At 70.7% G+C, this 26,652-nt stretch carries 20 protein-coding genes; 4 read left to right on the top strand and 16 right to left on the bottom strand.

What is annotated here, in order from left to right:
• Nucleotides 1-9: 9 nt before the first annotated feature.
• Nucleotides 10-1,461, bottom strand: a complete 1,452-nt coding sequence (gene tnpB / locus ACGF12_RS27125; RefSeq protein ID WP_393035212.1) for an IS607 family element RNA-guided endonuclease TnpB — start codon at nucleotides 1,459-1,461, stop codon at nucleotides 10-12.
• Nucleotides 1,462-1,807: 346 nt separating this feature from the next.
• On the opposite strand from tnpB, the gene ACGF12_RS27120 reads away from it, so the two are divergent.
• Entirely contained in the window at nucleotides 1,808-2,866 is a 1,059-nt protein-coding gene (locus ACGF12_RS27120) for a hypothetical protein (RefSeq protein ID WP_393035209.1), read from the top strand.
• Between the two features lie 54 nt (nucleotides 2,867-2,920).
• On the opposite strand, the gene ACGF12_RS27115 is transcribed toward ACGF12_RS27120, so the two are convergent.
• From ACGF12_RS27115 to ACGF12_RS27070, 10 genes are all read right to left on the bottom strand, one after another.
• Nucleotides 2,921-3,361, bottom strand: a complete 441-nt coding sequence (locus ACGF12_RS27115) for a MarR family winged helix-turn-helix transcriptional regulator (RefSeq protein ID WP_393035206.1) — start codon at nucleotides 3,359-3,361, stop codon at nucleotides 2,921-2,923.
• Nucleotides 3,354-4,148, bottom strand: a complete 795-nt coding sequence (locus ACGF12_RS27110; protein ID WP_393035204.1) for a 4'-phosphopantetheinyl transferase superfamily protein — start codon at nucleotides 4,146-4,148, stop codon at nucleotides 3,354-3,356. Before ACGF12_RS27110 ends, ACGF12_RS27115 begins: the two co-directional genes overlap by 8 nt.
• 3 nt (nucleotides 4,149-4,151) lie before the next feature.
• Nucleotides 4,152-5,009, bottom strand: coding sequence for a cyclase family protein (locus ACGF12_RS27105; RefSeq protein ID WP_393035201.1), 858 nt, complete (start codon nucleotides 5,007-5,009; stop codon nucleotides 4,152-4,154).
• A 61-nt stretch (nucleotides 5,010-5,070) separates the two neighbouring features.
• Nucleotides 5,071-5,307, bottom strand: coding sequence for a phosphopantetheine-binding protein (locus ACGF12_RS27100; RefSeq protein WP_350743348.1), 237 nt, complete (start codon nucleotides 5,305-5,307; stop codon nucleotides 5,071-5,073).
• 68 nt (nucleotides 5,308-5,375) lie between these two features.
• The gene (locus ACGF12_RS27095) at nucleotides 5,376-6,605 is read right to left on the bottom strand and encodes a beta-ketoacyl-[acyl-carrier-protein] synthase family protein (protein ID WP_393035199.1); all 1,230 of its coding nucleotides are present in this window, start codon (nucleotides 6,603-6,605) and stop codon (nucleotides 5,376-5,378) included.
• A 28-nt stretch (nucleotides 6,606-6,633) separates the two neighbouring features.
• Complete coding sequence (locus ACGF12_RS27090; protein WP_393035197.1) at nucleotides 6,634-7,881, bottom strand: beta-ketoacyl-[acyl-carrier-protein] synthase family protein; 1,248 nt, start codon at nucleotides 7,879-7,881, stop codon at nucleotides 6,634-6,636.
• Nucleotides 7,882-7,991: 110 nt separating this feature from the next.
• On the bottom strand, nucleotides 7,992-8,936 hold the full coding sequence (locus ACGF12_RS27085) for an ACP S-malonyltransferase (protein ID WP_393035195.1): 945 nt from the start codon (nucleotides 8,934-8,936) through the stop codon (nucleotides 7,992-7,994).
• A gap of 244 nt (nucleotides 8,937-9,180) precedes the next feature.
• Entirely contained in the window at nucleotides 9,181-10,149 is a 969-nt protein-coding gene (locus tag ACGF12_RS27080) for a Gfo/Idh/MocA family protein (protein WP_393035192.1), read from the bottom strand.
• A 52-nt stretch (nucleotides 10,150-10,201) separates the two neighbouring features.
• A complete protein-coding gene (locus tag ACGF12_RS27075; protein ID WP_393035189.1) occupies nucleotides 10,202-12,838 on the bottom strand; it encodes a tetratricopeptide repeat protein in 2,637 nt (878 codons plus the stop codon).
• Between the two features lie 142 nt (nucleotides 12,839-12,980).
• Nucleotides 12,981-16,064 carry an AAA domain-containing protein gene (locus ACGF12_RS27070; RefSeq protein ID WP_393035186.1) on the bottom strand — a complete coding sequence of 1,028 codons (3,084 nt, stop codon included), beginning with the start codon at nucleotides 16,062-16,064 and terminating at the stop codon, nucleotides 12,981-12,983.
• A gap of 200 nt (nucleotides 16,065-16,264) precedes the next feature.
• Between ACGF12_RS27070 and ACGF12_RS27065 the strand changes: the two genes are divergently transcribed.
• Nucleotides 16,265-17,920: an N-6 DNA methylase gene (locus ACGF12_RS27065; RefSeq protein WP_393035300.1), complete on the top strand. Its 1,656-nt coding sequence runs from the start codon at nucleotides 16,265-16,267 to the stop codon at nucleotides 17,918-17,920.
• A 9-nt stretch (nucleotides 17,921-17,929) separates the two neighbouring features.
• Here the strand turns inward: ACGF12_RS27065 and ACGF12_RS27060 are convergent, their stop codons facing one another.
• From ACGF12_RS27060 to ACGF12_RS27040, 5 genes are all read right to left on the bottom strand, one after another.
• Nucleotides 17,930-20,065, bottom strand: a complete 2,136-nt coding sequence (locus ACGF12_RS27060) for a UvrD-helicase domain-containing protein (protein WP_393035183.1) — start codon at nucleotides 20,063-20,065, stop codon at nucleotides 17,930-17,932.
• 40 nt (nucleotides 20,066-20,105) lie between these two features.
• A complete protein-coding gene (locus ACGF12_RS27055) occupies nucleotides 20,106-21,311 on the bottom strand; it encodes an McrC family protein (RefSeq protein WP_393035180.1) in 1,206 nt (401 codons plus the stop codon).
• Nucleotides 21,308-23,185 (bottom strand): DUF4357 domain-containing protein, encoded by a 1,878-nt coding sequence (locus ACGF12_RS27050; RefSeq protein WP_393035178.1) that lies wholly within the window; start codon nucleotides 23,183-23,185, stop codon nucleotides 21,308-21,310. The genes ACGF12_RS27055 and ACGF12_RS27050 overlap by 4 nt, the downstream gene beginning before the upstream one ends.
• A gap of 125 nt (nucleotides 23,186-23,310) precedes the next feature.
• A complete protein-coding gene (locus ACGF12_RS27045; RefSeq protein WP_393035175.1) occupies nucleotides 23,311-24,450 on the bottom strand; it encodes a hypothetical protein in 1,140 nt (379 codons plus the stop codon).
• 188 nt (nucleotides 24,451-24,638) lie between these two features.
• On the bottom strand, nucleotides 24,639-24,965 hold the full coding sequence (locus ACGF12_RS27040) for a hypothetical protein (RefSeq protein WP_393035173.1): 327 nt from the start codon (nucleotides 24,963-24,965) through the stop codon (nucleotides 24,639-24,641).
• A gap of 183 nt (nucleotides 24,966-25,148) precedes the next feature.
• On the opposite strand from ACGF12_RS27040, the gene ACGF12_RS27035 reads away from it, so the two are divergent.
• Together ACGF12_RS27035 and ACGF12_RS27030 are read left to right on the top strand one after the other, a co-directional pair.
• Nucleotides 25,149-26,000 (top strand): helix-turn-helix domain-containing protein, encoded by an 852-nt coding sequence (locus tag ACGF12_RS27035; RefSeq protein ID WP_393035170.1) that lies wholly within the window; start codon nucleotides 25,149-25,151, stop codon nucleotides 25,998-26,000.
• 13 nt (nucleotides 26,001-26,013) lie between these two features.
• Nucleotides 26,014-26,211, top strand: a complete 198-nt coding sequence (locus ACGF12_RS27030) for a DUF397 domain-containing protein (RefSeq protein WP_393035168.1) — start codon at nucleotides 26,014-26,016, stop codon at nucleotides 26,209-26,211.
• Nucleotides 26,212-26,652 lie beyond the last annotated feature (441 nt).

The raw sequence follows: 26,652 nt of genomic DNA, 5'->3' as shown, positions 1-26,652 counted from the left end.
GTAACGGTGTCACCGCAGCGTGAGTGCCGTGGTGTCCTGATGACGGTCTCGCGCTTCCTTCTGCCGCTGGTGCGGCAGAGTTGTGCCACCTGCCCGCCCACCCGTGGCCTTGCGGCTGTGGGTGGTGGTGCGGGTCTTCCGGTCGGCTCCACGCGGTTTCGACGCTTGCGCGTCCGGGTCTCCGGCCACTCCGGTACCCGTGGTGCGGGCCGACGCGAGGTCGGCGAGGTTGCGGGCCGCGTTTTCGTCCCGGTCGATGACCAGATCGCAGGCGTCGCAGGTGAACACTCGGACGTGCAGTGGCAGTTTGGCTTTCACTGTCTTGCAGTTCGAGCAGGTCTTGGAGGACGGGTACCACCGGTCCGCCACTACTGTGCGGCCTCCGGCCCATCCGGTCTTGTAGGTGATCTGGCGGCGGATCTCGCCGAACCCGGCGTCCTGGATCCTGCGGGCCAGGCGGTGGTTCCTGAGCATGCCGGCCACGTTGAGGTCTTCAACCACCACCGTGCCGTACTCGGCGGTGATGCCGGTGGTGAGCTTGTGCAGGGCATCGGCGCGCAGGTTCGCGACCCGGTGGTGCACACGGTTGCGCTCGGCGTCGGCGATCAGCCACCGCTTGGACGGCTTCCGACCGGTGCGCCGGTCAGGGCCCTGGCGGCGCGAGACGCGCCGCGAGAGTCGCTTGAGCCTCCTGAGCGCACTGTCGTAGTGCGCCGGGTTCGACACGTACCGGACCTCACCGGCGCTGTCGGCCATCACCGCCAGGCACTTCACGCCCAGGTCCACACCCACCGCGACCTCGGGCCGCACCGCCCTCCGCTCGTGCTTCATGACCTCGACCTGGAACGAGACGAACCATCGGCCCCGCTCGTACCGCACGGTCGCTGACAGAACGCGAGCCGTGCCGTTGGCGATCCGCCGTTCGAGCTTGCGCGTGGACTCGTGGGTACGGATCGTCCCGAGCCGGGGCAGCGTCACATGCCGCCGGTCCGCCTCGACGCGGATGACGCCGGTGGTGAACCGACACGAGAGCCGGGCCTTGTGCTTCGACTTCCGACGCGGCATCCCCACCCGCTTGCCCTTGCGCCGACCGCGCTTGGACTTGGCGTAGTTGTCGAACGCGGCGGCCGCGTTCGCCAGACCGGTCGAGTACGCCTCCTTCGAGTTCTCCTCCCACCAGCCGGCGAACCTCGGGTCGGACTTCTTCGCCTCGTTGAACACCCTCCGCAGCGCGGGCAGCAACCACGGCCGCCACTCGGTCAGCTCAGATTCGGGGATGCCATAGGACTCCTCCGCCTTCCGCTGCCACCACGACGCCTCGACCCACGACACCGCCCAGTTGTACGCGGCCCGAGCCGCACCGCAGTGCGACCGCAGCCGACCGTCCTGCTCGACGTTCGGGTCCAGCGCGAAACGGTACGCCTGAACAACGAACCCAGGACGCTCCTCGAACTTCCGCACGAACCCCCCAACCAGAGCCGAATCAGCAGCTTCCCGGACCATACTGGACAGCACCGACAATCAGTCGAAATGTCCGAATCACCGAGACCTGCCTAGAGAAACAGCAACAGTGGTAAAGCCCCGTGCTCCAGCAGCCACTTGCCGTTGCTGTGCTGTTCGCAGCGTAAGGAAGCCCAGGGCCTGGGAGCTTGAGCCGAACTAGACGCCGACAGGACCAAAAGTCCGTTCCGGCGAAGTACGCAGGTCGGGGCGGAACGCCCCGGCCGCCCTGCACAGTTCTGGGGATGGAGCACCCGTCGGCAGCCCCGCACACTGAGGCGGAAGACAGGGGGAAGGAAGGCCGAGGATGACGACGACCGTCGAGGAGACCATCTGGACGTCCGTGGTGCACGGCGCCGTGCACGGCGCGACCGTGACCGACCTCGGCGGCCGCCACCCCATGTCCGTCTCCGCCTGCGGCTTCACCGCGGCGGACGCCCGGCGCGGCGCGCTCGCCCGCTACCACGCGGCGCGCGCCCTGCAGGAGGCCGCCAACGGCCCGACGGCCGTCGGGCCGGGCCCGGTCCGGACGCTACGGCCCGCGGACTTCGTCCCCGGCGCCGCGGAGCCCGTCGCGGCCCCGCCGCTGCCCGCGCTGGCCGGCGTCGGCGCGGTCAGCGGGCTGCGCTACCTGGTGCCGGCCCGGATCTTCTTCTCCGCCCCCGTCCCCGCCGCCGTGCGCGAACCCGTCCTGGACGGCGCCGCCGCACCCGGCCCGGCACTCGCCGAGGTGCTCGCGCTCGACGTCGCCGCCCGCTGGTGGCGCCACCCGCACACCCGGCTGGCCGACGCCACCGTGCTGCTGGCCGACCGGCTACCCGAGGAGGTCCGACGGGCTCTGCCCGCGCAGGGGCTGACGGCGGAGGCGTTCCTGTGGACCTCGGCCGGCTTCGCGCTCGGCATGGTCGTGATGCACCGCGGCAACGGCGACGCGGCGAGCTTCGGGGTGAGCGGCCGGGCGACTCCCGGCGCCGCCCTGGAGGACGCCTTCCTCAAGGCGATGGCCGCCCGGCTGGGCCGCCCGCCGGGGCCCGGCTCCGGCGGGCGGCCGGCACGACCCGGTGCGCACCGCGCCCGGCGCACCCGCTTCGCACCGCCGACCGGCCCGAGCGGCACCCGGGCGCTGACGGCCTGGCACCAGGGCTCCGAGCAGCTCGCGCTGCTGCGCCGCCATGCCGTCGGGCGGCTGCCCGTCGGGCCCTGGCCCTGCGTCGACTGGGTGGAGCTGGCGCACCGGCGGTTCGGCCACGAGCCGGTGCTGGTCACCCTGCCGACCGCGGACGGCGGACACACCGTCCAGGCCGCGTGTCCCGGGGCCGAGGTCTACCGCGCCTCGGCCGTCTCGGTGCCGAGCTTCCCGTTCTGAGCCTTCGGCGCCTGTGAGCTCCACGTGCCCCGGCGTCCGTGCGCCGGGCCTTCGTCACACCGCCAGCAGGTCGAGCAGCCGCTCCAGCGCGCCGCGGTCCACGGCGGCCAGGCCGGCCAGCAGGTCCTCGTCCACCTGCCGCTCCAGCGCGGCGAGTTCGGCGGCGAGCCGGACGCCCGGCTCGGTCAGTTCGATCCGGTAGGCGCGCCGGTCGGCCGGGTTGCGCCGGCGGACCACCCAGCCCTGCTCCTCCAGCTGGTCGATCAGCCCGACCATGCTGGTCCGGTCGATCCCGAGCTGTTCGCCGAGGGCCTGCTGGGCGCTGGGGCCCTGGGCCGCCAGGGTGGCCAGCACGGCGTGGTCCTTGGGCCGCACGCCGCGGTCCGCGAGCGCCCCGGCCAGCCGGTCGGAGAACCGGTCGGCCGCCTGGCGCAGCAGCCGGCCGGTGCCGGGCTCGGGCTGCCGGGCCGTGGCGGTGTCCGCGGTCTCAGGCATGGACCGTCACCTCCTTGAGCAGATTGTCATGCGCGATGATAGTCAGCTCTAGAGATGGTTTTCCAGACCCCCGGCCCGAATCGCCGGGCCGGTTGTCCCCGGCCTTGTTGTCCCCGGCCGCGTTGTCCCCGGACTCGTACGGGACCCGGGCAGCGGGCAGCGCCACCAGCGCGGCCGCCAGCCCGGCGCCGTGGGCCAGCGCCACCGGGACGCGCAGCCCGTCCGCCGTACGCAGCACCGGCGCGCCCGCCTCGGTACGGCCCCAGCGGGTCCCCCCGGCCGTCCGGCCGGCGCCCGCGCACAGCGCCTCCCAGGCCCGCCGTCCGGCCAGCCGGGCGGCCGCCGAGTGGGCCCGCTGCCGCTCCCGGCGCGGGAGGCCGCCCGGGACGGCCACCAGGGCGGCGCGCAGCCGCGGCGGCGGGCGGTGGCCGAGGCCCGGGGCGGCGACCACCGCCGCCAGCACCGAACCCCCGACCTCCCGCACCGCGCCACGCAACACCCGGGGAAAGCCCGGCGGGTGGCGGCCGCCCGCGATCCGGACCACCCGGGCCCCGCCACCGGGCGGCGCCACCTCGATCCCGCGCCAGCCGATCCCGTCGAAGCCCGTCCCGAGCGCCTTGAGCACGGCCTCCTTGAGCGCCCACACCTCGGCGAGCGCACGCGGGTCGGCCGCGGTGGCGGCGAGCTCGCGCTCGGTGAACGCCACCGCGGCCACCTGCGGGGTGCGCCGCAGCCGTACCGCCCAGTCCGCGACGTCCGAGACGTCGACCCCCAAGCGGACCACCACGGCTCAGTCCGCCTCTCGCCCGTCCGGCTCTGCGGCGCGCCGGGCGGGACCGGCGGGGTCCGCGGGGGCCAGCCCGGTCGGGCCGACCATCGCGACCACCCTGGTCCAGCCGGCGCCCGCGCCCGCCACGGCGACCGGGAAGCAGGTCACCATGAAGCCGGTGGGCCCGGGCAGTTCCTCCAGCCGGTTGAGCTTCTCCAGCTGCAGGTACTCACTGATCCGCCCGTAGATGTGGGCGGGCCACAGGACCTCGCGGTCACCGGTGCGGTGGTACTCCTCGACCATCGCGGCCATCGGGCGGTCGAGCCCCCAGGCGTCGATGCCGATCACCTTGACCCCGCGCTCCACCAGGAAGGCGGTGCCCTTCCCGGAGAGGCCGGCGTACTCGGTGAGGTACTCCGCGGTGCCCCAGTGCTTCGAGGCGCCGGTCCAGAGCAACACGATGTCGCCCGGGGCCAGTTCGTGCTCGGCCTCGTCCAGCGCGGCGATCAGCTGGTCCACCGTGATCGCGCTGCCGACCGGCACATGGCGGACGTCCAGACGCACGCCCGGCCCGTAGCACCACTCCAGGGGGACCTGGTCGATGCTCTTCGCGGGCGCGCCGCCGGACTGCGGCCCGTAGTGCAGGGGCGCGTCCATGTGCGTCCCGGTGTGGGTGGTCAGCGTGACGGTCTCGCTGGAGACCGCCATGCCGTCCGGGAACGCGTCCGGACCGAGTCCGAGCACGACGGCGCCGGTCTCGTGGTCGAGGACCTCGACCTCGACCGGGGTCGCCTCGCTCGGGGTGTCCTGGACGATGACGCTCAGGTCGATCAGCCGGAGCCCGGGCACCGCGGGCGGTGGGCCCTCGTGCTCTGACATCACGCCTCCTCTCCTCGCCTGTCGAAGGTCTCGCCCACCGTGCGGGCGGGCGAGCCGCGGTTCAGATCCGACCGTCCAGGAACTCGACCAGCTGGGCGACCGTACGGACGTTCTTCAGCGCCTTGCCGTCGGGGGCCTGGCCGCCCACCAACGAGGCGACGGTCTCGACCAGTTCGGCGGAGTCGATGTCCAGGTCGGCGCGCAGCTGCGCCTCCGGGACGATCTCCTCGGCCTCGATGCCGAGTTCGACCAGCACGGCCTTGAGCCGGTCGAAGGTGGACAGGGTCTGGGTGCTCATCTCGGGCTTCTCCCTCGACTGGTTGCGATCGCTTATCTGACGATCAGTCAGTTCATTGAGTTTGCAAGTCAGTTCTTTTCGACAGCGGGCCCGCGCAGCACCAGGGCCGCCACGGTGCCGTCCGCGCCGCGCGCGTTGACCAGCGCGGTGCGCACCGGCCGCACCCGGGGGGCGTCGACGATCAGGTCCAGCTCGGTCGCCTCCCGCTCCCCCGCGGTGATCCCCGCCACCGGCGGCACCGCCCCGTTGCGGATCGCCAGCAGCGCGGCCAGCAGGTCCACGGCCGGGGCCGCGCCGAGCAGGTGGCCGGTGACCGGCTTGACGGTGGTGCACGGCACCTGGTCGACCGCGCCCGCCCCGAGCAGGTCCGCCACCGCCCGGACCTCGCCGGCGTCGGCGTAGACGGTGCCCTGCGCGTCCAGGGCGATCAGGTCGAGGTCCTGCGGGGCGACCTCGGCCTCCTTCAGCGCGGTCTGCGCCACGTGGGTGAGCACGTCGGTGCCGGTGCGACCGAAGACCTGGTCCGAGCCGGCGTGCCCGGCGGCGAACCCGGCGACCTCGGCGAGGATCTCGGCGCCGCGCGCCCTGGCGCTCTCCTCGGACTCCAGGGTGAAGACCACCGCGCCCTCGCCCACCAGGTAGCCGTCCGCCCCGGCGCCGAACGGCCGGTAGTCGCCCGGGGTGAGCCGCCCGCTGGTCTCGCAGAAGGTGTAGGTGTACGGCGTGACTGGTGCCTCGGCGCCGCCGGCCAGCATCGCCTCCGCGCGGCCCTCGGCGATCGCCCGCACCGCGTAGCCGATCGCCACGGCGGCGCTGGCGGTGTCCGCCGCGACGGTCTTGGAGAAGCCCTTGATCCCCCACTTGATGCTGATCTGGCCCTGCGGCGCGGTGGGGAACCAGGCCGAGGCGATGTACGGGCTGACGCCGGTGTAGCCGACCTGGCAGAGCCGGCGCATGCTCTCCTCGGTGATCTCCCAGCCGCCGTACATGTTGCCCAGGTAGACGCCGACCCCCTCGGGGGCCTCGGCCGGGTCCAGGCCGGCGGCGGCCAGCGCGTCCTGCGCGGCGACCAGGGCCAGTTGGCAGAAGCGGTCCATCCGCTTGCGCAGCCGCAGCGGGATCGAGGCGACCGCCTCGTCCCCGGCGACGCCCGCGCGGTGCGCGGTGTACCGCTCGGTCGGGAAGCGGTCGATCTCGGCGACCGCCGGGCGGGCCGCGCCGACCAGTTCCCAGAACTGCTCGGTGGTGCGGGCGCCCGGGAGAGCCAGCCCCACCCCGGTGATGACGACCTTGCGCATCTCGTGTCCTCTCTTTCCGTCGGGTGGCTCAGGCGCGGCCGAGGACGACCGTCGAGTGGATGCCGCCGAAGCCGCTGGAGAGGCTGGCGATGGCGTCCACGGTCGCCTCGCGGGCGGTGTTCGGGATGTAGTCGAGGTCGCAGTGCTCGCCGGGCTCGACGTGGTTGACGGTGGGCGGCAGCCGGTGCTCGTTCAGCGCGAGCACGCAGGCCACGAACTCCAGGGCGTTGGCGGCGGCCAGCGCGTGGCCGACCATCGACTTGATCGAGCTGACCGGCGTCCGGTACGCCTGCTCGCCGAGCACCAGCTTGACGGCGTTGGTCTCACAGACGTCGTTCTGCGGCGTCGAGGAGCCGTGGGCGTTCACGTAGCCGATCCGCTCGGCGGGCAACTTCGCGTCGTCCAGCGCGAGTTGGAATGAGCGCGCGAGGTCGGTGCCGTGCTCGGCCAGGTCGGTCATGTGGAAGGCGTTGGCGCTGCTGCCGAAGCCGAGCACCTCGCCGAGGATCACGGCGCCGCGCTCGCGGGCGTGCTCCCACTCCTCCAGCACCGCGATGCCCGCGCCCTCGGCCAGCACGAAGCCGTCCCGGAACCGGTCGAACGGGCGGGAGGCGTGCTCCGGGTCGTCGTTGCGCACCGACAGCGCGCCGATCACGTCGAAGCAGGCGACCACGAACGGGGTGATCGGGGCCTCGGCTGCACCGGCCACCATCACGTCGGCCTCGCCGCGCCGGATGGCGTCGAAGGCGAAACCGACCGCGTCGTTGCCGCCGGTGCAGCCGGTGGTCAGGGTGACCGCCGGGCCGTACAGGCCGAAGGCGTCGGCGACCGCGGCGGTCGGGGTGTTGAAGGTCGCGGACAGGTGCAGCCGGCGGTGCGCGGCGGCCACGTCGATCGGGCCGGTGCCGCCCGCCGTCAGGCCCGGGAAGTGCTCGGTCATGAACTTGGTGCCGCCGATCGCGTTGGCGATCACCACACCGGTGCGGAACGGGTCGACGTCGCCCGGTCCGTCCAGTCCGGCGTCGGCCATCGCCTCGTACGCGGCGGCCAGGGCGATCCGGACCACCCGGTCGTCGCCGTCCGGCTCCTCGGCCGGGCTGCCGGGCAGGACCACCGGCGGCAACTGGCCGGCGATCTGCGAGTTGAATCCCGCGGCATCGAAGGAGCCGATGCGGGAGACGCCGTTGCGGCCCTCCCAGAGGCCTTCGGCGAAGTTCTTCTTTCCGATGCCATTGGGGGCCAGGACCCCCAGGCCCGTGATCGCGACTCGACGCATCGCGCTCTCCTTGTCCCTCTCGGTCGGTGAAGTGGTCGGTGCTCGGTGCTCTTTACGGCCGGTCGGGCTCTTGCCGCCGGTCGGGCTCCTACGGCCAGTCGGGCCAGGTCCTAGGCGACCAGCAGGTGCTCGTCGCCCACGGTGAGTGCCATCGCGTCGCCCCAGCCGGCGCAGGACGCGGAGACCGCCTTGCGGTCGAACTGCCGCAGCAGGCCGCGCAGTACGGTGCCGGGGCCGACCTCGATGCAGGTGTCCACGGCCTCCGCGCGCAGCGTCTGCATCACGCCGACCCACTCCACGGGGGCGGCGATCTGACGGGCCAACAGGCGGCGGTAGTCAGCGAGGTCGGTGACCAACTGGCCGGTCATGCTGCTGATCAGCGGGGTGTGGCCGGCGTGCAGCGGCAGGTCGGCGATCAGCGGGGCCAGCCGGTCCTCCGCCTGCGCCATCAGCGGCGAGTGGAAGGCTCCGTGCACCTCCAACGGGATCACCGCCTTGGCACCCCGCTCCAGCAGCTCCCCGGACAGCAGCCGGACGGCCTCGCTCTCCCCGGAAACCACCGACTGGCGCGGGCTGTTGGCATTGGCGACCACCACCGTGCCGGACACCTCGGCGGCGGCAGTCCGTACCGCCGCCGGGTCCATCCCCAGCACGGCGGCCATCGCCCCCGGCGTCGCCACACAGCAATCCGCCATCTCGGCCGCCCGGTTGGCGACCACCACCAACGCGTCGTCCAGGTCGAGCCAGCCGCCCGCCACCAGCGCCGAGTACTCCCCCAGGCTGTGCCCGGCCACCACGGCCGGGGCCAGCCCGAGCAGGTCCAACTCGGCCGTCAGCGCGCACGACAGCGCCAGCACGGACAGCTGGGTCGGCACCGTCTCGGTCAGCCGCTCGGCCGGACCGACCAGCACCGCCTCCTCGATGTCCTGCCCCACCATCGCCCCGGCCCGGCGCAGCACTTGTCCGAAGAAGGGCGACCGCTCGTACAGGTCGGCCCCCATGCCCACGTGCTGGCTGCCCTGCCCGGGGAAGAGGAACGCGTACCGGTGCCCCATGAGCTGCCACCCTCTCTGTGCATCACCATTCTTGAATGTCAGCATGACTGATGGTTTTGCAGACTGTCAATCAGCTCACCCGACCATCAGTTCGCCCCACCCAGCCTCCAGCCCACCCCCGCACACACGCAAAAGGGCCCGGTCCGGACATTCGTCCGAACCGGGCCTTTCCGCCCGCCTGCCACTGTCTTCCCAGGTCAGGGATCGTTCACTGAGGCTCCTGAACGAGCCAACAGCCCGGCGCCTACCGAGCCCCTGGCACCGCGTGATGGATCGCCGTGATCGTCGCCGCGGCATCGAAGCCGAGCACCGGATCGGGCCGGTCGGAGAGCAGGCTGGCGTAGAGCGGGCGGTAGTGGGCAACCTTCCGCGCGGTCCGGCCGTCGTTGCCGAAGGCTGCCAGCAACTCGCCCTCCCGGGCAGCGAATCCGGTCATGGCAGTGTGGTCGATCCAGACCTCCACACTGGAGCGGCCGAGCACCAAGCTGCTCTCCTTACTGCTGGAACCGGTCAGCCAGCTGCTGCGCAGCCGGGCTGTACCGGCCTCGCCCCGGGAGCGGAATCCCACCGTGCACCACGCGCTCGCGCCACCGTCCACCTGCTGGGAGGAGGTGAGTCCGGTGAGGTCCACGAAGCGGGTGAGCATGCTGAGTTGGTTCACCCCGGAGTCCATCCAGCTGGAGACGTACGAAGCGAAGGCTTCTGCGCCGCGAAGGACGTAGGGGTCGTAGAAGGCCGAGGTGACGGCCGTGATCGGCCCCCAGTCCGGGTTCGCGGCGAGCAACTCCGCCGCCCAGTCGACCTCGGGGGAGAAGGCGAAGTGATGGGCGGTGAACAGCCGGCCTGCTACGTCGGCCTTCCCCTCCAGCTCGCGCAGCCCCGCGAGGGAGGCGAGGTCATGGACGAGAGGCTTCTCCACGAGCACTCTGGCTGTTGAGTGAAGGAGGGCCAGGATCGCCAGCTCGGCGTGTGTCTCCGTAGGGGTGGCGAGGACCACCAGGTCCGGCTGGTGTGCGTCGAGTGCCTGGGTGAGGCTGCCGTAGTGAGGCGGCGTGGTGCCCTGGAACTCCACCGGCTCAACCGGGCGGGAGTCGACCGTGAACTCCAGGGCCACATCGTCTCGTTCGGCCAGGACGGCAAGGTGGGTCTCGGCGATGATGCCGACTCCGACCAGGCCGACACGTACCGGCTCGACGCACACCGGATCGGTCATGAGATCTCTTCCCCTTGTCCGACGCCTGTCCCGGGCCCCGGGCCTTCGTGTCTCATCGTTGCGCGGCCACCTCGGCCCACCGGCCCAACGACACGGCCGGACCGTCGACCCATTCGACCCGCGGGTCGTGCTCCACGGCTTGCGGAACGCCGTCGATCCAGCTGGTCACGATCGGGACCCAGTAGGTGTTGCCGCCCGACCTGCGGGTTCGCGCATCGAGTTCGGCCCGCGTGCGGCGGGCGCCGTTGTGGTCGCCGCCGAGGACCCCGAGCAGGATCTGGGCCACGTCGGCCAGGTTGTGGCCGCCGCGGTAGCTGATGTCGTCCGCCAGCCGCCGGGTGCCCCCGACCGCGTTCACCGCCGCTCCGACGTCACCCGCCACCGCGTGCGCGACCGCCTCGGCGGAGCGGATCTTGACCAGTTCGACCGGATTGGGCACCAGGTCCAGCAGGTCTCGTGCGCGGGCCGCCGCGTCCGACACCACAGCCGTGTCGCCGGACCAGCAGGCGGTCTGCGCCAGGTTGGCCAATGCCTTCGCTTCCGCGGCGGCCAGGCCCTCGCGTCGGGCCAGGTCGATCGCCTCGTTGTACGCGGCGGTCGCCTCGTCGAAGCGGGCGTTCACCCGCCAGATGTGCCCGATCAGCCGCAGCCGTTCGCCCTCGTCCTCCGGCCCGCGGCTGCGCTGCCCCCGCAGCGAACCCAGCGCCGTGCCGAAACGCCCGTTGAGGTAGTCGAAGTCGCAGAGCCAGTACCGGGCCACGGAGTCGAACTCGCCACCCACCAGGGCACGGTAGATCTCCGCCGCCTTGGTGTAGTCGCCGTGGTTGCGCAGCGCGTGGGCGAGGTGGACCTGCACCAGCTGCGCCGTCGGACTGCCCTGCCGCACGCCCTCCGCCGCGCTGCCGAGCAGCTCGACCGCCCGCGTGGCGTGGCCCGTGCGGCGCAGTTGGACCCCCCGTATGGCGGCAAGAACGGCCCGGTACTCCGGCGTCCCGGCCCGTTCGACGGGAAGTCCGGCGCCCAGCTCCGACCACTGCCCTGCTTCGACGAGGCGTTGCGTGGCGCGGGCCATCCAGTCGGCGAAGACCCCGTGCTCCGCCGAGAGCTTGAGGCCGGACTCAAGAGCCTGGGCGATGGCGGCCCGGCCGGAGGACGGTCCGAGGCGCTCGCCGAGCCAGGCGAGCAGCCGGGCCGCGGCCTCGCTGCGGTCGCGGTCGGACCAGCCGTCCGGGAGTGTCCGGTCCGCCTCGCCGATGGCGTGGCGAAGCGCCGCGTGCAGCGCGTACGGCAGGACGTAGGCGTCGTCGTGTGTCAGGAACGGTCGGCGTAGGAACCGGGCCACACTGCCGTCGGAGACGTTGGGTTGTCCGGCCCGCAGCAGATCGGCGCCGACCCGGTCGGTCAGCGCCGCGGTGCGGACGAGGTCACGTTCCTCCCGGGGCAGGTCGCGGATCGACCGGGTGGCCACCGCGGTGAACGATCCGCCGAAGTCTGCCGCCGACGGCTGCCCGCCGCGGGCGAGGAGCGCGGCGAAGTGCGACACCGACAGGTCCAGATACAGGGGAAGACCCTGGCCGCCCGCGATGATCCGCCGACGGACCTCGGCGGGCATGGCGGGCTCGCCGTCCCGGGTGAGCGCCTCACTGAGGTAGCTGTTGGCGTCGGAGTCCGAAAGGTAGCCGACAAGGTGCTGGCGGGGCTCGACGGTGTCGTTGCTGAAGTGCAGGTTCGGCCAGTGCTGCGGACCCGTGAAGTCCAACTCACCGCCCACGCCAGCGTCGGCCCAGTCGATGCGGTTTCGGCCGGTGATCACGAACAGCACGTTGGGCATCAGGTAGACACAGCGCTGGATCAAGCGCTCCACCGCGCGATCGGCGCTGCCGTTGACCACCTCGAAGGTGTCGAGGAACACGCACACCGTGGGTCGCCGGGCCGGTCGGCCCCGCAGGGACAGGTGGTCCAGGTCCCAGGCCAGCAGGTACGGGAAGTACGAGAGCGTCTCGTAGTCGGCGTCGGCCTCGATCAGTTCGGCGAACAGCTCGCAGTCGGCGAGCAGGCGCCCCTCGCGCACCCGGTCCCGGACGGCGCGATAGGTGGCCAGGGCCGCGCGCTGCGCCAGCCCGGTCAGACCGCCGAGCCCTGCAGGGTCGATCTCCCTCACAGTCTCCGAGATCTGCTCGCCGAGCCCGATACTGCGGGATGCTCGGCGCAGGGCCGGTGAGGCATCAAGGAAGTCCTGGAGGGCTTCCCCGGGGTGGGCACGGGCCCAGTAGGAGGCGAGCGCCAGGTCGAAGGCGGGCCAGCGGCTGCCCAGTTGTCCCAGCCCGGCCCGCAGACGCAGCAACAGACCCTCGATGTCGCAGGCGCCGTCCTCCGAGACATCGACCCGTACGGTCACGACGTCGTCGCGCCCTTCGGCCGCAGCGTCGGCGAGCAGTCGGCGCTCAAGCTCGTGGGACAGCGTGGTCTTCCCTATGCCGCCGACCCCGTAGAGGGTCAGGACGTTGCGGCGCCCCTGCGCCCGGTCCACGACCGGCGAGACATCGGCCTCGTCCAGGGTCCGACGCAGGCCCTCCACCGACCGCTTGAAGGCAGCCACTTCGTCGACCCGGTTGGTGAAGACCTGTTGCGCCGTGACGGTGGACGACAGCCCGCTCATGAACGCGGCCCGCAGGTTCACCCGTGCCATCCCGTCCCCTCTCCGTGCCTCCCCGGCGATGTCCTGTCCGCAACGCCCGGAGGGATGCCTGACTGAAATCGTGTCAGCTCTCGGTAAGGTGCCACAAGTTGCCCTGACAGGACGGGAACGCCCAGACGCTCGTGTCCTGTTCTCACGGCAGCCAGCGGGCTGCCTGCTCCCGGGTGACCCGCTCGGCGTCGACGTGCCAGAGCCGGTTCAGCCCGTCCCACTGGGCCTTGAGGAGTGACTTGGCCTCGTTCTTCTCCCCGAAAGGGACCTTGAGGTAGAGCCGGCCGTTGACGGTGTCCCCGGGCCGGATCCTCGCCGCATCGGTCGCACCGGACTCAGTGGGCTCGGACGAAGCGGGCCTCGCGCTGTTGGTGCTTCCGCCGGCAGCCCGCGGGTTCCACGCAGCCCGCTCCTTGCGGGCCCGGTCGATGACCCGGCTGACCCGTTCACAGGATGCGGGGTCGGTGAAGCGCATCATCAGGTCGGTCGGCCCACTGCCCGCGAGCAGGTTGAGCGAGCCGTGCCAGAGCACGGTGTTGTCGACGATGAGGACCTTCTCGTGCATCCGCTCGCGAAAGCCCACCTCGCAGCCGGCCGCCCTGAGAACGTCGATCTGCTTCTGGTGACGGGCCGCCCCGGCCGCCTCCCGTTGCTCCTCCGGTGACCGGGTGTGGACGACGACCCGCACACCGTCGGCCACGCGGGCACCCAGCAGCGCCGACCAGCGGCGCACCGGTGTCGGATCGAGGAAGGCGCAGTAGACCTCGATGCTGGTCCGGGCCCGCGCGATGTCCCACTCCACGGCCTTCTGCACCTCATCAGCAGGGAAGAAGGCCGGCCGCGCCAGCTCCTCCTCGGACAGGACCGAGAGCTGAGCCGCGTCCCGCGTCGGGATCAGCTGGTCGGCCGAGATCACCTGGGCATGGCGCTCCAGGTGGTCGAGCATGGCCCGGGCCTCGCTGTGCACGCTGAGGTGTTTCCGCAGGTGCTCGACGTCGGCGACCACGATGAGGTGGTCCTGGGCCCGACTGAGCGCGACGTTCAGCAGGCGACAGGTCTGGGAGGAGAGACCGGTCCCGGCGTAGAAGATGCCCGGGTCCTTTCCGGCACCGACGGCGGTGTCGAAGATGACGACCGGGCGCTGGCTGCCCTGGAACCGGTGGATGGTGTCGACCAGCCCCTCATAGTCCTCTCCGAACCGGTACTTCAGGCTTCCCTTCAGCGCTTTGACCTGCGCGCGATAGGGCGCGATGACCGCCAGCCGGTCGGTCGCCCGCTCTCCCGCTCCGCTCTCGCCCCTTTCCCACTTGCGGCCGGGGAGCACCCCCTCGTACTGGAGGCCGCGGACGAGCTCGTGGACGACGGCCTCGTTGACGGTGTTGGCCCGGTAGTCAGGGCCCGGGATGCGCTGCTTTGAGGTGTCGATGAGGATCACGGGGACGTCGACCAACGGGTTGGACGGGATCCGGCTGCCGTCGGCGCGGCCGGTGGCGAGCGGCGCGTCGGGATAGGCGACGGCGTTGACCAGTCGGCAGATCGGCTCGCGCATGCGGTACTGGGTGTCCAGCGCCACCAGGCGTGGGTCCTGACGCACGGAGCCGTTCCCGCCCACCAGGCCGGCCGCATGGAAGGCGTCCCGGGCGGCCCAGTGCCGCGCATGCATGCGCTCATCCTCCGTGGCCTTCCGGTCGCCATCTCCCTTGGTGACCGCGGGCAGCTGCCGGAAGTCGCCCGCCACGACGATCCGCTTGCCCGCCAGACCGGCTGCCAGCCAGGCCGAGGGCAGATCCACCATGCCCGCCTCATCGACCACCACGACGTCCACCCGGTCGAGCAGCTTGCGCGACTGAACCGCCTTGGCCACCGTTGCCCCCATGACCCGGCACCGGGACCGTACGGTGTGCTGGATGCGGGCGAGCTGCCGGTCGAGGTCCTGAATGCGCTCCTGCAGGTTTCCGGCCTCGCGAACCAGTGCCGCGTGCGCAGGAAGACCTTCGAGTCGGGGCCGGAGACCCGCGAGGCTTCCACTGTTCGTGCTGATCCGGGCAGCCAGTTCCTCCGCCTGCTTCCGGGCGGCCGCTCCGATGTACTGAGATGTGAAGGCGGCCTCAGTGGCCTGGGCGAGCTCCCCCCGCAGTGCCGCGAGCTGCTTCTCCTTCCGCCCGGCGCGGAAGCCCTTCGGTTCCCCCGCCTCGCTGATGGCCAACCGCAGCCGGGCCGCTTCGGCCTCCGCCCGCAGGGCGTCCCGTTCCGCGTTCCCGGCCGCATCTACCGCGCCCTGGTGGGCTTTCCGATCGTCGGCGAGGTGCTGCTCCAGCTCCCGGGCTTCGTCGTGCAGGGCGACACCGGCTCGGGCCCGTTGCAGGGCCTCCCGCGCCTCCCGCGCCGCCGCGTCCAGCTGCGCCGAGAGCCGACCCGCGATCCGGGCCGGGGCGACGAAGTCTCCGTACCGCTCGCGCAGCGACGGCAGTTCGATCTCCCCGGCCCGCTGGACGAGGCCCTCGGCGAAGCCCGCCTCCGCCTTCAGGAGGTCGCAGATCCGCTCCAGGGCCTGGTCGACGGCGACCTTCGTCGGCGCCAGGAACAGAACGCTGTGCCCCTGGCGGACGTTGCCCTCCACGATGTGGCCTACGACATCGGTCTTCCCCGTCCCCGGCGGCCCCCAGAGGAACAGCACCTCACTCGCGAGGGCCTGCGCAACGGCGGTCCGCTGACGCGGGTTGAGCTGCAGCCCGTGCCAGCCCGCCACCCACCGTTCGGGATCCGCTGCCCGACCCACCGCCGGTGCTCCCTGTCCGACGATCCACCCGGCGCTCTCGACCCGGATGCCGCCGTCGTCCGAACCTGCCGCCTCCAGACGGTCCGCAAGCACCAGCAGGCCTGCCGAATCGTCCTTCCGCACCTGCACGTTGCGCACCCCGGCCGCCAGGCCCTCGGCCAGCACCAGCCTGACCTTCCCGTCCGGCATCGGGGACGCCTCGCCGGGAATCCAGGCGCCGCGCGCCTGGGAGGGGCGTACGAGGACGGGACTGCCGTCGAAGGATGCCGGCCACCTGCGGCAGCCGAAGAGGTACTCGTACCGGCCTTCCGCTACGGATACCTGCCGCCCGTCCGACAGTGCCGCCTTCTCCGCGTCCTTGGCGTCGTCGCGACGCTCTGCCCGGATCTCCGCCTGCACGGCGGCCAGCAGCTCGGAAACCGGGTAGGGCTGCTCGGTCTGCGTCATAGGTGCGCGCTCCCCCGTGGCGTGTGCGTTCTGCTTCGTTCACTGTACGGAGCGCAACTGACACCGGGGCCGGATTCCGTCAAGCGCTACTTTGAAACGCTCCGGTCATGTTCGTAAACGTGACACTACGTAAAACTATGTGTACGCCGCCAACACGGATGACCTTTCTGAATGACATGCTCGCCGTGTACGGTGTCCGGATGAAGGACGACACTCGCCACGCCCCTGATCCACTGATCACCGGTGCCGAGATCGCCCGGCTGGCCGGAGTGACCCGGGCCGCGGTTTCCAACTGGCGGCGGCGCTACGACGACTTTCCGGCACCGGCCGGGGGTGGGCCGACCAGTCCTCTCTTCAACCTGGCTGATGTGCAGGCCTGGCTCGCCAAGCAGCGCAAGGGACACGAGGTGTCCGACGAAGTGCGGCTGTGGCAATCCCTGCGCGGCGTATTCGGTGACGACATCATCCAGGGGTTGACAGCGGTCGCCCGGCTCCTCACGGACGGTCCACCCTCACCTCGTCTCGGGGCGGAGATCACCCGGCAGGCGCTGGAGATCTCACGGAGCACGTCCAAGGCCGAGCTGATGGACGCCCTCACGGAGCGGTTCCTCGATGCCACCCGCCGTGCGGGCTCCGACCAGCTCTCCTCCCCGCGAACCGTCCGGGCAGTCCAGCATTTCACGGGCCCGATCCCGGAGACGGCGACAATCCTGGACCCGGCCTGCGGAATCGGCACTCTGCTCCTCTCCCTCGGCCCGGCGGACGGCCCGACCCGGTACGGTCAGGAGATCGACGCCTCGATGGCCGACTTCGCCCGGCTCCGCGCCAGGCTGAGCGGCCGCACCCGCACCGAGGTCCGGGCAGGGGATTCACTGCGCGACGACAAGTGGCCACGCCTCAAGGCGGACCTCGTCGTCTGCGATCCACCCGTGGCCTGGCCCGATTGGGGACGTGAGGACCTGCTCCTCGACGCTCGCTGGGAGCTCGGCACACCCTCACGTGCCGAGAGCGAACTCGCCTGGCTCCAGCACGCGTATGCCCACACAGCTCCCGGCGGCACGACCGTCCTGGTGATGCCGGCCTCCGTCGCCTACCGGAAGGCAGGCCGCCGCATCCGCGCGGAACTCGTCCGACGGGGCATCCTCACCCAGGTCGTCGCACTACCGGCCGGAACCGCAACGTCACACGCACTTCCGATCCACCTGTGGATCCTCGTACGTCCCGACGGCGAGGCTGCACAGACCGTCCGCATGGTGGACCTCACCGCCAACGGACCGGACGACCCCCTCTCCCCCCGGCCTGACCAGGTCGTCGACATCCCGCTCATCGACCTGCTGGACGACACCGTCGACCTCACCCCGGGCGCCCACATCGGCAGCATCAACCGGGACTACCTCGTCGAGTACGCAGCCCTCCGCAACCAGTTGCAAGAACAACTCCGCGCGCTGGACGCCTTGCTGCCCCGACTCGCCTCCGGAGGCGGGCCAGGAACGCTCGACACCGCATCGGTCAGCATCGCCGACCTCGCCCGCGCCGGACTCGTCGAGTACACCGCCGGCGAGCCGGTCTCCGTGAGCGAACACCTCGACGCCGACTACCTGCACGGGTTCCTGGTCAGCCCTACCAACAGGCGCCGTTCCACCAGCAGCACGGGCACCTTCCGCACCGACACGCGGGGCTCTCGCATCCCCCAAATGGGCATCGAGGCTCAACGCCGCTACGGCGCGGCCTTCCGCGCGCTCCAGGAGGTCGAGGCATGCACCCGCCGGCTCACGCAGCTCAGTCAGCAGGCGACCGACCTCGCCCGCGAAGGCCTCGCGAACGGCGCTCTGAACCCTCCTGCCGAGGAAGACTGACCCTCTCCCTCACCCGCGCGAGGGCAGGAAGCCGCTCGGAGGCCCACTCCACGAGACGGCGAGTGCCTCCCTCGCGCGGGTGCACGCCACGAAGAGCAGACACCGCTCGCGCAGCATGTCCGTCTCGTGCTGCGACTCGTCCACCTCGACCGGGGTGATCTCCCGCGCGAACGGCACGGCACTCGCGCTCACCCCGAGGACCGCCACCGCGCGGAACTCAAGTCCCTTCATGGCGTGCATGGTGGCCAGCCGCACACCGTCCGTGCCCGGCGCCGGGCCGTCCTTGACGCGCACCACGGGCACTCCGCTACTGACCAGCCGGTCGTGGGCCTTGTCGAGCAACACGTTGAAGCGACTTGAGACGCCGATGTCGGCGGGACGGATTCCCTGGGCGATCCAGCCCTCGATCCGTTGCACGATTGCGGCGATCTCCGCCTGCTCGGTGCCGTGGCCCTCCACGTGGGGCCTGCGACCGCGGAGCAGCGAGCGGTATCCGGCGAGACTGTCTGCGCCCTCGCCGCCCAGGTCCTCAACCGCGGCGGAGCCGATGATCCCGGTCGACCACGCGAGAATCTCCTCCGTGCTGCGGTAATTGATGCGCAGCCGGCTGGTCCGGCCCTTCACCTGGATCCCCAACGAGCTCAGCGACACCCGTGAGTCGTAGATCCGCTGGTGCGGATCACCGGTGATGAACAGATCATCCGGGCCCGATGCGACGGCCGCCCGCAGCACCCGCCACTGTGCGGGATGGAGATCCTGCGCCTCGTCGACGACGACGTGGTCGTAGCGCGCCGCCGCGCCTTCGAGGGCCCGGGCCGCCTGCGCGCACACCTGAAGGTGCGTGACCGACCCTCGCGACTTCAGCTCGGCCTCGAACATCTCGACGGCCGGCCACAGCAGCCTGCGCCGCCCCGTCAGCAGCGACCTGCCGCGCCCCGGACGGTCGGAGGCGAGGTAGTCGTCGAGCGTGCGCAGGTCGTGGGCGAGGACCACGTGCCGGTACTCCTGGGCCAGGAACTGCTCGGTCCACGGAAGGTCAAGGCGCTTGCGGATCCGCTGCCAGACCTGCCGCTCCTCCTGGTCCCCGACGAGGGCCGGCACGCGTCCCGCGTGTTCGGTGAGAGTCCGGTGCGCGAGGGCGTTCACGGTCGTCACGTCGACCCGGGCGAGCTGCTCGTCGTCGCCGTCGAGGAGCAGCGCCAGGTTCTCCCGCAGGGCCGCGGCCAGGGCGTTGGTGTACGTGGTGAGCAGGATGCGTGTGTCGGCCGAGCGGGACAGCAGGTGCTTGACGCGGTGCAGGGCCACCACCGTCTTGCCCGTGCCCGGACCACCGGTGACCTGGACGGAGCCGCGGTAGGAAACCCGGTAGGCGACCCGCCGCTGCGAAGGGTGCAGGAAGACCCGCCAGGCCGCGAACGGCTTCTCCAGGATGTCGGCCAGCTCGTCCGGGCCCGAAACGAGGGTGATCCGGCTGGCGGTGTTGGCGATCGCCACGGCCAGGCTCTGCTCGGACTCCGGAACGGGGACCGCCGACCGCCGTTCGACCACGACGTCCCGGTACACCTCCTCCGGCGTGAAGCCCTCCGCCAGGAACTGCAGGACCTCGAACTGGTCCTCCGGCAGGAGCGTCCCGAATGCCTCCAGCTGCGGCCTGTCGACCACGGTCCGTACCGCCCGCAGCACCTGATCGTCGATGCCGAGGTCGCGCAGCACAGTGTCGGAATACTCCGCGAACAACAGCGTCGGCGCGGTCGTCGCCGCCTTCTCCAGGGCCGGGGTCAGCTGCTCGATGGCGACGACGTTGCGGACTTCCAGCGCACGGGTGGCCGTGTTGACGGTGTAGAGCCGCTTGGCCGCCCAGGTGTACGCGTCGTCGTGCGGCACGACGTTGATGAGCAGGAAGACATCGCTGCCGTCGTCAGGGGCGAGGACGACGCCGCGCCAGAAGTCGTTGATCCTGATCGTGCGCATCCGCGGATCACGCGCCTTGTCGACGGACTCCAGATGCAGACCCTTGTCCGCGTGCAGCTCGGGCACGGTGAGCTGCTGGAACTTCTGCATCGCTTTCCGGACGCCGGCTTTGACGGGCTTCTCCAGGACGTCGTAGCTCTCCCAGAAGCTGTTCGCGAACGCGAGCTGCGGCACCGACGGACTCCCTACCCCATGGCGTCTGTTCCGGTCGTGATCATACCGTCGCCCCTGGGGTCATCTGCCAGGCCAGGGAACGGATTTCACCGAGCAGATCGGCCGGCCGCCGGTCCAGGTCCAGCGCGTGCTGGTGGATGACGAGGCCTGCGTGCCGCACCACGTGGGCGGCGTGTGGAGCATTGCCCTTGGCGTAGACGAGGTGTCCCTCTCGCAGGCCGAGGGCAGTGCAGTAGGCCAGCATCTGGTAGAGGTCGCCGTCGGGGTAGCCACCGGCCTTCTCCGCCTTGTACTTGGCGTCGGCCACGGCCTGCGGAGTGCCCTCCCGACCGTAGAGCACGAAGTCGGGCTTCATCCGGATCTCACCGGCCTCGTCGAGGTGGTGCGGGTCCTGGAGCCGGCAGGTGCGGTCCGTCCCGCGGAACGCCTCGCGCAGGGCGACCGTCACGAAGTCCTCGAAGAGCTTGTTCATGTTGAACAGGAAGCCGTCGATGCGCAGTTCGCCGGCGGTGTGCTCGGGTGACGATCCGTCGAGGACCACGCGGGCCAGGTGGAGTGCGTGCTGGTAGCGGGCGTTGAGGCGGGTGGCGTGCCAGCCGGGAAGGTCCTGGCCGCGTACGAGCGGGGAGACGTCGGCGAGGCGAACCCGCTGGTGCAGCAGGCGGCGGCGTACGTCCTGGGGTACGCCCGGAAGGCGGAGCAGGCGTTCGACGGCGGCACGCAGGATGCGGTTCTCTGCGATGTCGGTGGTGAACTCGTCGTACGCGATCTCCACGGGCAGGGCGGCCCCGAACCGGCGGCGTATCTGCTCGGCTTCGCGGATCCGGCCGCGGACCACCAGGGCGGTGTCCTCGATGGCGCGGTAGCCCTGCAGGAGACCCTGGCGTAGCGCACGGTCCACCTGGCGTTCCACGGCGTGGGCGAGGGCCGGCAGCAGGTCGCGGTGATCGCCGACCTCGACCTGGCCCTCGCGCCAGCCGCGCGGGTCGAGGCTGTACCCGATGAGGAAGAAGAGGCGGGCGATCGGCACCTTGGGGGTGATCCGCACGGTGACGGGTTCACCCCCCGGCACGGGCACGCTCACCGCGCCGACCTTGCTGCCGGCCCGCAGCGTCCAATGGCCCGACCGGTACGGATCGGGGGCGGCGGTGTCGAGGATGCGTGCGGCGGCGAGTGCCCTTCCGGCGGCGTCCGGGAGCGGGACGGACACCGCCGGCGCGTACTCGGTCAGTTCGACGACGGTCACGACTCGGCGCCGGGCTCGGGCTGGTCCTCCCAGACGATGTCGCCCGGCTGCATGACGAACCTGTCGTACCGCGCGTTCACTTCGGCTTGCAGCGCCGCCAGGCCGTACCGCTTCTCGATGTCGACGCCTTCGCCGTAGTGGTGCTCCTCCAGCAGGGGGAGAATCTTGGTCCTCCACGTACGGTCCAGGCCGCCCTCCCGGTAGACGCCCGGCTTCATCAGGTACGAGGGGCCGATCCGGAAATCCGCTTCGTCGATCCGGGAGTTGAGCGCGTCCAGCAGGTCCGCCGGTCCGCTGTCGCGCTCCTGGGCGGCGAGCCAGCGTCGCAGCAGACCGCTGGTCGGCTCGGTCCGCGGCGACAGCTCGACGAACGCGAACCGCCGCCGCATCGCCGCGTCGACCAGGGCGATGGAGCGGTCGGCGGTGTTCATGGTGCCGATGATGAAGAGGTTCGGCGGAAGGGCGAAGTCGTCACCCGAGTAGGTGAGCCGGACCGACTTGTTGCGGTACTCCAGGAGGAAGTACAGCTCACCGAAGACCTTCGCCAGGTTGGCCCGGTTGATCTCGTCGATGATCAGGAAGTGCGGCACGTGCCGGTTGCCCTCGCGGGAGGCGAGGTCGGCGAGTTCGCGTAGCGGGCCGGCGGTGAGGCGGAAGGCGACCTCACGGGTCTCCGGGTCCTCTTTGGGGCGGAAACCCTCGAAGAAGTCCTCGTAGGCGTAGGAGGGGTGGAACTGGACGAGTTTGACCTGCTCGGGCCCACCGCCCAGGAACTCCGCGAGCTTCAGCGCGAGGTACGTCTTGCCCGTGCCGGGCGGCCCGTAGAGCACCAACTGACGCTCGTCCCAGAGGAGGTCGCGGACCTCCTGGAGCCACTGCACGTCGTGGACGAGCAGTTCGCGGGCGAGCTCGGGGGTCGGCGCGGGCAGCTCCAGTTCACGCCGGGCGATGAGGATCTCCGCGCTCGGGTCACGCTCTATGGCCTCGGCCTCCTCCTCCAGCTCCTGGTCGCTCAGCCCGAGCCCCTTGAGCAGGGCCTGCACGGAAGTGAGGTCGACGACGTCGTGCTGCACGGACAGCTTCTGCTGAAGCTCCTCGGGTAGGTCGGAGTACGGGTACCCCTCGTTCTGCCACTCCACCGGCCGGCGCAGGTTCGACCGGTCGTCGTCCGAGACCGTCTGCTCCACCGGCCCGGTCACCTCGCCCACGTACACCAGGCCACCCGAGATGGTGCACACGGTGTCGCCGGGCTTGATCCGGGAGAGGAAGGCGTGCAGCTCCTCGACGAGGTCCTGCTTCTGGCTGTACGTCGCCGTGGACTCGTAGTCCTCCTGGACGAACGCGCGCAGCTGCTCCTTGCTCGTACCCTGCCCGACTCCCTGCCGCAGCCGGGACGCGGCGAGGGTGATCAACCCCTCCGGCAGCCAGAGCCGCTGGACGAGGTCGAGGCCTGAGACGTTGGAACCGCGAACCAGCCAGGCGCGATTGGGGCCGGCCCAGACGCCCGGCATGAACTCCGACAGTGGCCTGTCGCCCTTCGTTCGCCACCGCGTCCACCCGTTGGCCGATCGGCCCAGCAGGATCTCGGCGGCGGCGGACGGGGAACCGCACTCCACGTCCTCGGTCAGTTCGAGGTGCCCTGGCCAGCGCTCGGAGGGTCGCAGCTTGCCCTCGTCGATCAGCTGCGCCCGAAGGCGGCAGGAGGACGCCCTCCGCTCCGCGTAGGACGGCATGACCTTGGCCCGCGCGGGGGCCCCCGCGTACACCAGGAACTTCTGGCTGCCGTTGCTGCCCTTCTCCGACAGCAACCGCCCTCGCGCGACGGGCCCTCCGGCCGCCAACCGCAGCTTGAACTCCTGGACCTCGTCCTCCACGGACCGCTCCCACCCCTCGTTCTAGAAGATCCTGCACGCACAATAGGGCCTGTGCCACCGACAGGTACCCCAGCAGGCCGAGAGAGATGACCCGGCGCCCGACCGGGCGAGCGCTCGGCCTTCCCTCACCCCAGCCGATCCATCCGGGATCGCGCCGGGCCCCAGCTCGACTTGTCGAGGACGACCTCCCTGGCGAGGTCGTTGCAGGCGTAGAGCCGGCGGCTGGTGGGATCCACCGCGAAGAGGAACGCCTTCGCCTGGTTCGCGAAGGCGAGCGCGGGGCGTGTGGCGGAGCTCTCCGTCACCACCATCAGCCGCCGGCCTTCCACCATGGCGGCACCGTACAGTCGCTGCACATCGCCGAGGCCCATGCTCTTCGACCGGTTCCACCACTCGATACGGAAGGTTTCCGACTCAAGTCGGCTGCACGTGCTGTCCGGTACGACATCCGCGAATCCCATCCGGGCCAGGTCGCGAGCGGCAGCCTCGACGAGAACCGAACGCTCTGGGCGGGTGTCCGCCGATGACTGCTGCGCCGACAGGTCATCCCGGTCTCCGAAGCGGTCATCCACCGTGGGGACGTGGGAAAGGCAGGCCAGATCCGCAACCACTCCCGCAAGCTTCGCCCGGTCGACACGTTTGGACTCGACCCCTGGGACGACAGACGGCTCACCCAGAAGGGGATCTCCCAGGTCGAGCCGCTGCCAGGCCCCGCCCTCATCGGCCCGGACGTCGGCACTCCACCCCGACAATGGCTTGTGGGACACCGTGATCAAACACCCCACACCGCGGACAACAAGGAAGTCCCCTCGGTCACGCCCGAAGTACTCGGCCTTCGTGCCTCGTTCGGCCCCCACCGCGCGGCACCTGTTCTGCGCGACGGCCATCAGCACGTCCACTCCCCGGGCCGCCAGGTCATCCGCGAGCGCCACCACCTCGCCGGTCGCGGGCTCGTCCCACCTCCAGGGGCTCTGCTCTTCGCCGCCTTCGAGCTCGGCAACGGCCCTGGCGTGGAGAGCGTCCACCAGGACGTCGGGCTCCGTCAGGCCCCACCAGATGCGGGGCGGCTCGGAGATCCTCGGCCCCATGACCGCCCAGACCGGGGTGTGGTCGTACGGACGGTCAAAACGCACCTGGGCAAGGGCCGCGGATCTCCTGCCGGTCAACCGCACCTGCACATATAACGCAGGTGAGTCCGGAACCCGAAGACGCTCAGCGAGATCGGGATGCCGTGTGCGGAACCTCTCGCCGAGCGCGTTGAACATGAGGAAATTCCCCATCCCCGCGAGCATGTCACTCGTAGGAAAGCCCACAGCGCTCCCACTTCCTGTTGCTTCGTCAGTACTGCTCACGCCGAGTCGGATGCTATCGCCGCCCACAGACAGAACGACGGCTGCGGCAACCCGCCCTCACTCGACGACAGAGAAACAACCGGAGGCACGGGCAAGCAAGTTCAGGCCGCTTCGGCCCTGTCGAGTGCGGCAGCGCCCGGCTGCGCGAGCCAGACCAGCCGCGCGGTGATCCCCGGCCGCCCGCCGAAATGACGCACGGCACGCTCGGGCGACGCGAGGGTCATCCGCGTCCGCCCGTCGACGCCGATCACGTGGGTCAGCCCGTCGCTGTCGACGAGTCCCCAAGCCACGACCCACCCGTCGGCGTCCCCAGCGCCATCGCCACACACGTGAGCGACGGCGAACAGCCGGGGCGCAGTGTCGAGCACGAGCCCGCACAGCTCCCGGTCGAACAGCGAACGAGTGTTTTGCGAGGACGCAGCAGTCATGGAAATCTCCTGTGCGAAGGGGAGTTGGACGCTACGCCACCTCTGGCAGCGCGCGACTCTGACGCAGCATCAAAGCTAGCCAGTCGGTAGCATGTAGTCCACCGCCTATAGAGAATCCATAGCACTACCACTCCTGCGGGTGAATGGCGCCGGCCACGGCGAGCGAAGGTAAGGGAGCAGCGGATGCCGCCCAGCAAGATTCCGCCGACCATCCGGCAACGGCGACTCGGCACGGAGTTGCGCCGGTTGCGCGAGAAGGCAGGGCTGTCGGTCACACGGGCCGGGGAACTGCACGGCACCCAGCAGTCCCGCATCAGCAACATCGAATCCGGGGGATACCCGGTGAGCGCGGACCGGGTACGGGCCCTCGCCCGTCTCTATGGCTGCGCGGACGGCACCCTGATCGAGGCGCTGACCCGTATGACCGGCGGCCGCACCCGGGGGTGGTGGGAGGAGTACCGCGAGATCCTCCCTGCCGGAGCACTTGACCTGGCTGAAGTCGAACACCATACGCAATCGATGAGGATCGCCTCGGTGGTTCACATCCCTGGTCTTCTACAGACCGCCGAGCATGCTCGCGCCCTGTTCCGGGATGTAGTCCCGCCCTTGTCGCCACCCGAAGTGGAACACCTCGTTTCTCATCGCATCAAGCGACAGTCGGTGCTCTACGGCGAGAAACCGATCCCGTTGTCGGCCATCGTCCATGAGACTGCCTTGCGCATGGGCTTCGGCGGTCCAGAAGTTGCCCGTGATCAGCTGGAATACCTGCTGACCATGAGCGAGCACCCTCACATCGACCTGCGGGTAATCCCGTTCGGCACCGGTAGCTACCCCAGCTCCGGCGCCGGAATCGTGTACTTCGCCGCCGAGGTCGCACGGTTGGACAGCGTCCAGGTCGATGGGGACCGATTCGAGTTCATTGACACCGAGCCGCAGCTGATCAAGTATCGAGCCGTGTTGGATCGGCTGGAGGCCAGTGCGCTCATGCCCGACGCGTCCCGCGACCTCATCCGCCGTATCGCCCAAAGCATTTGAGACGGGAACAATCATGGCCGTTCAGAGCTGGCAGAAGTCCTCATTCAGCGGCGACACCGCCAACTGCATCTACCTCGCAGTGGCCCCCGACGGCTCCGTCAAGATCCGGGAGAGCGACGACCCTGACACCATCATCACCACCACGCCTGACAGGTTCCGCGCCTTCCTGCACGGCGCCAAGGTAGGAGAGTTCGATCACCTGACAAAGTAGTCCGCCCTCTCGCATGCATCAGGCCCGTCGCTTGGCCGATGCCCCAGATCAACAGGACAACCCGAACCACGCGACACCATGACCGCCTTCGGGTCGGGTCAAGGCCCCCTCAGAACGCGTCCAGCCCCACGAACACTCCCCAGGTCGACGGAGCAGAGCCGATACACGGCCTGCGCCGTACCTACCGATGCGCGCTCGCCAGTGCGCCGGACCGCCGTACCGTGCTTCTGCTGCGCACAGGTGCGGACCCGTGCCTCCGCTTCCGCCGCCGCAAATCAACCCGCTCGAACGCCGACTGTCCAGCGATGAGCCACTGGTGAACGGTCGCCGCTCGGCACGTGCCGAGCGGCGACCCCAGTGGTGGGGGGGGTTGTTGGGGCCCGCAACGGGCGGCGAGGGGTGGGGGGGGCGCCGTCCCGGGGGGGGGGGGGGGGGGGGTGT

Source organism: Kitasatospora sp. NPDC048296, assembly GCF_043201815.1.
Taxonomy (GTDB): domain Bacteria; phylum Actinomycetota; class Actinomycetes; order Streptomycetales; family Streptomycetaceae; genus Kitasatospora.
This window is presented reverse-complemented; position numbering and strand designations above follow the sequence as displayed.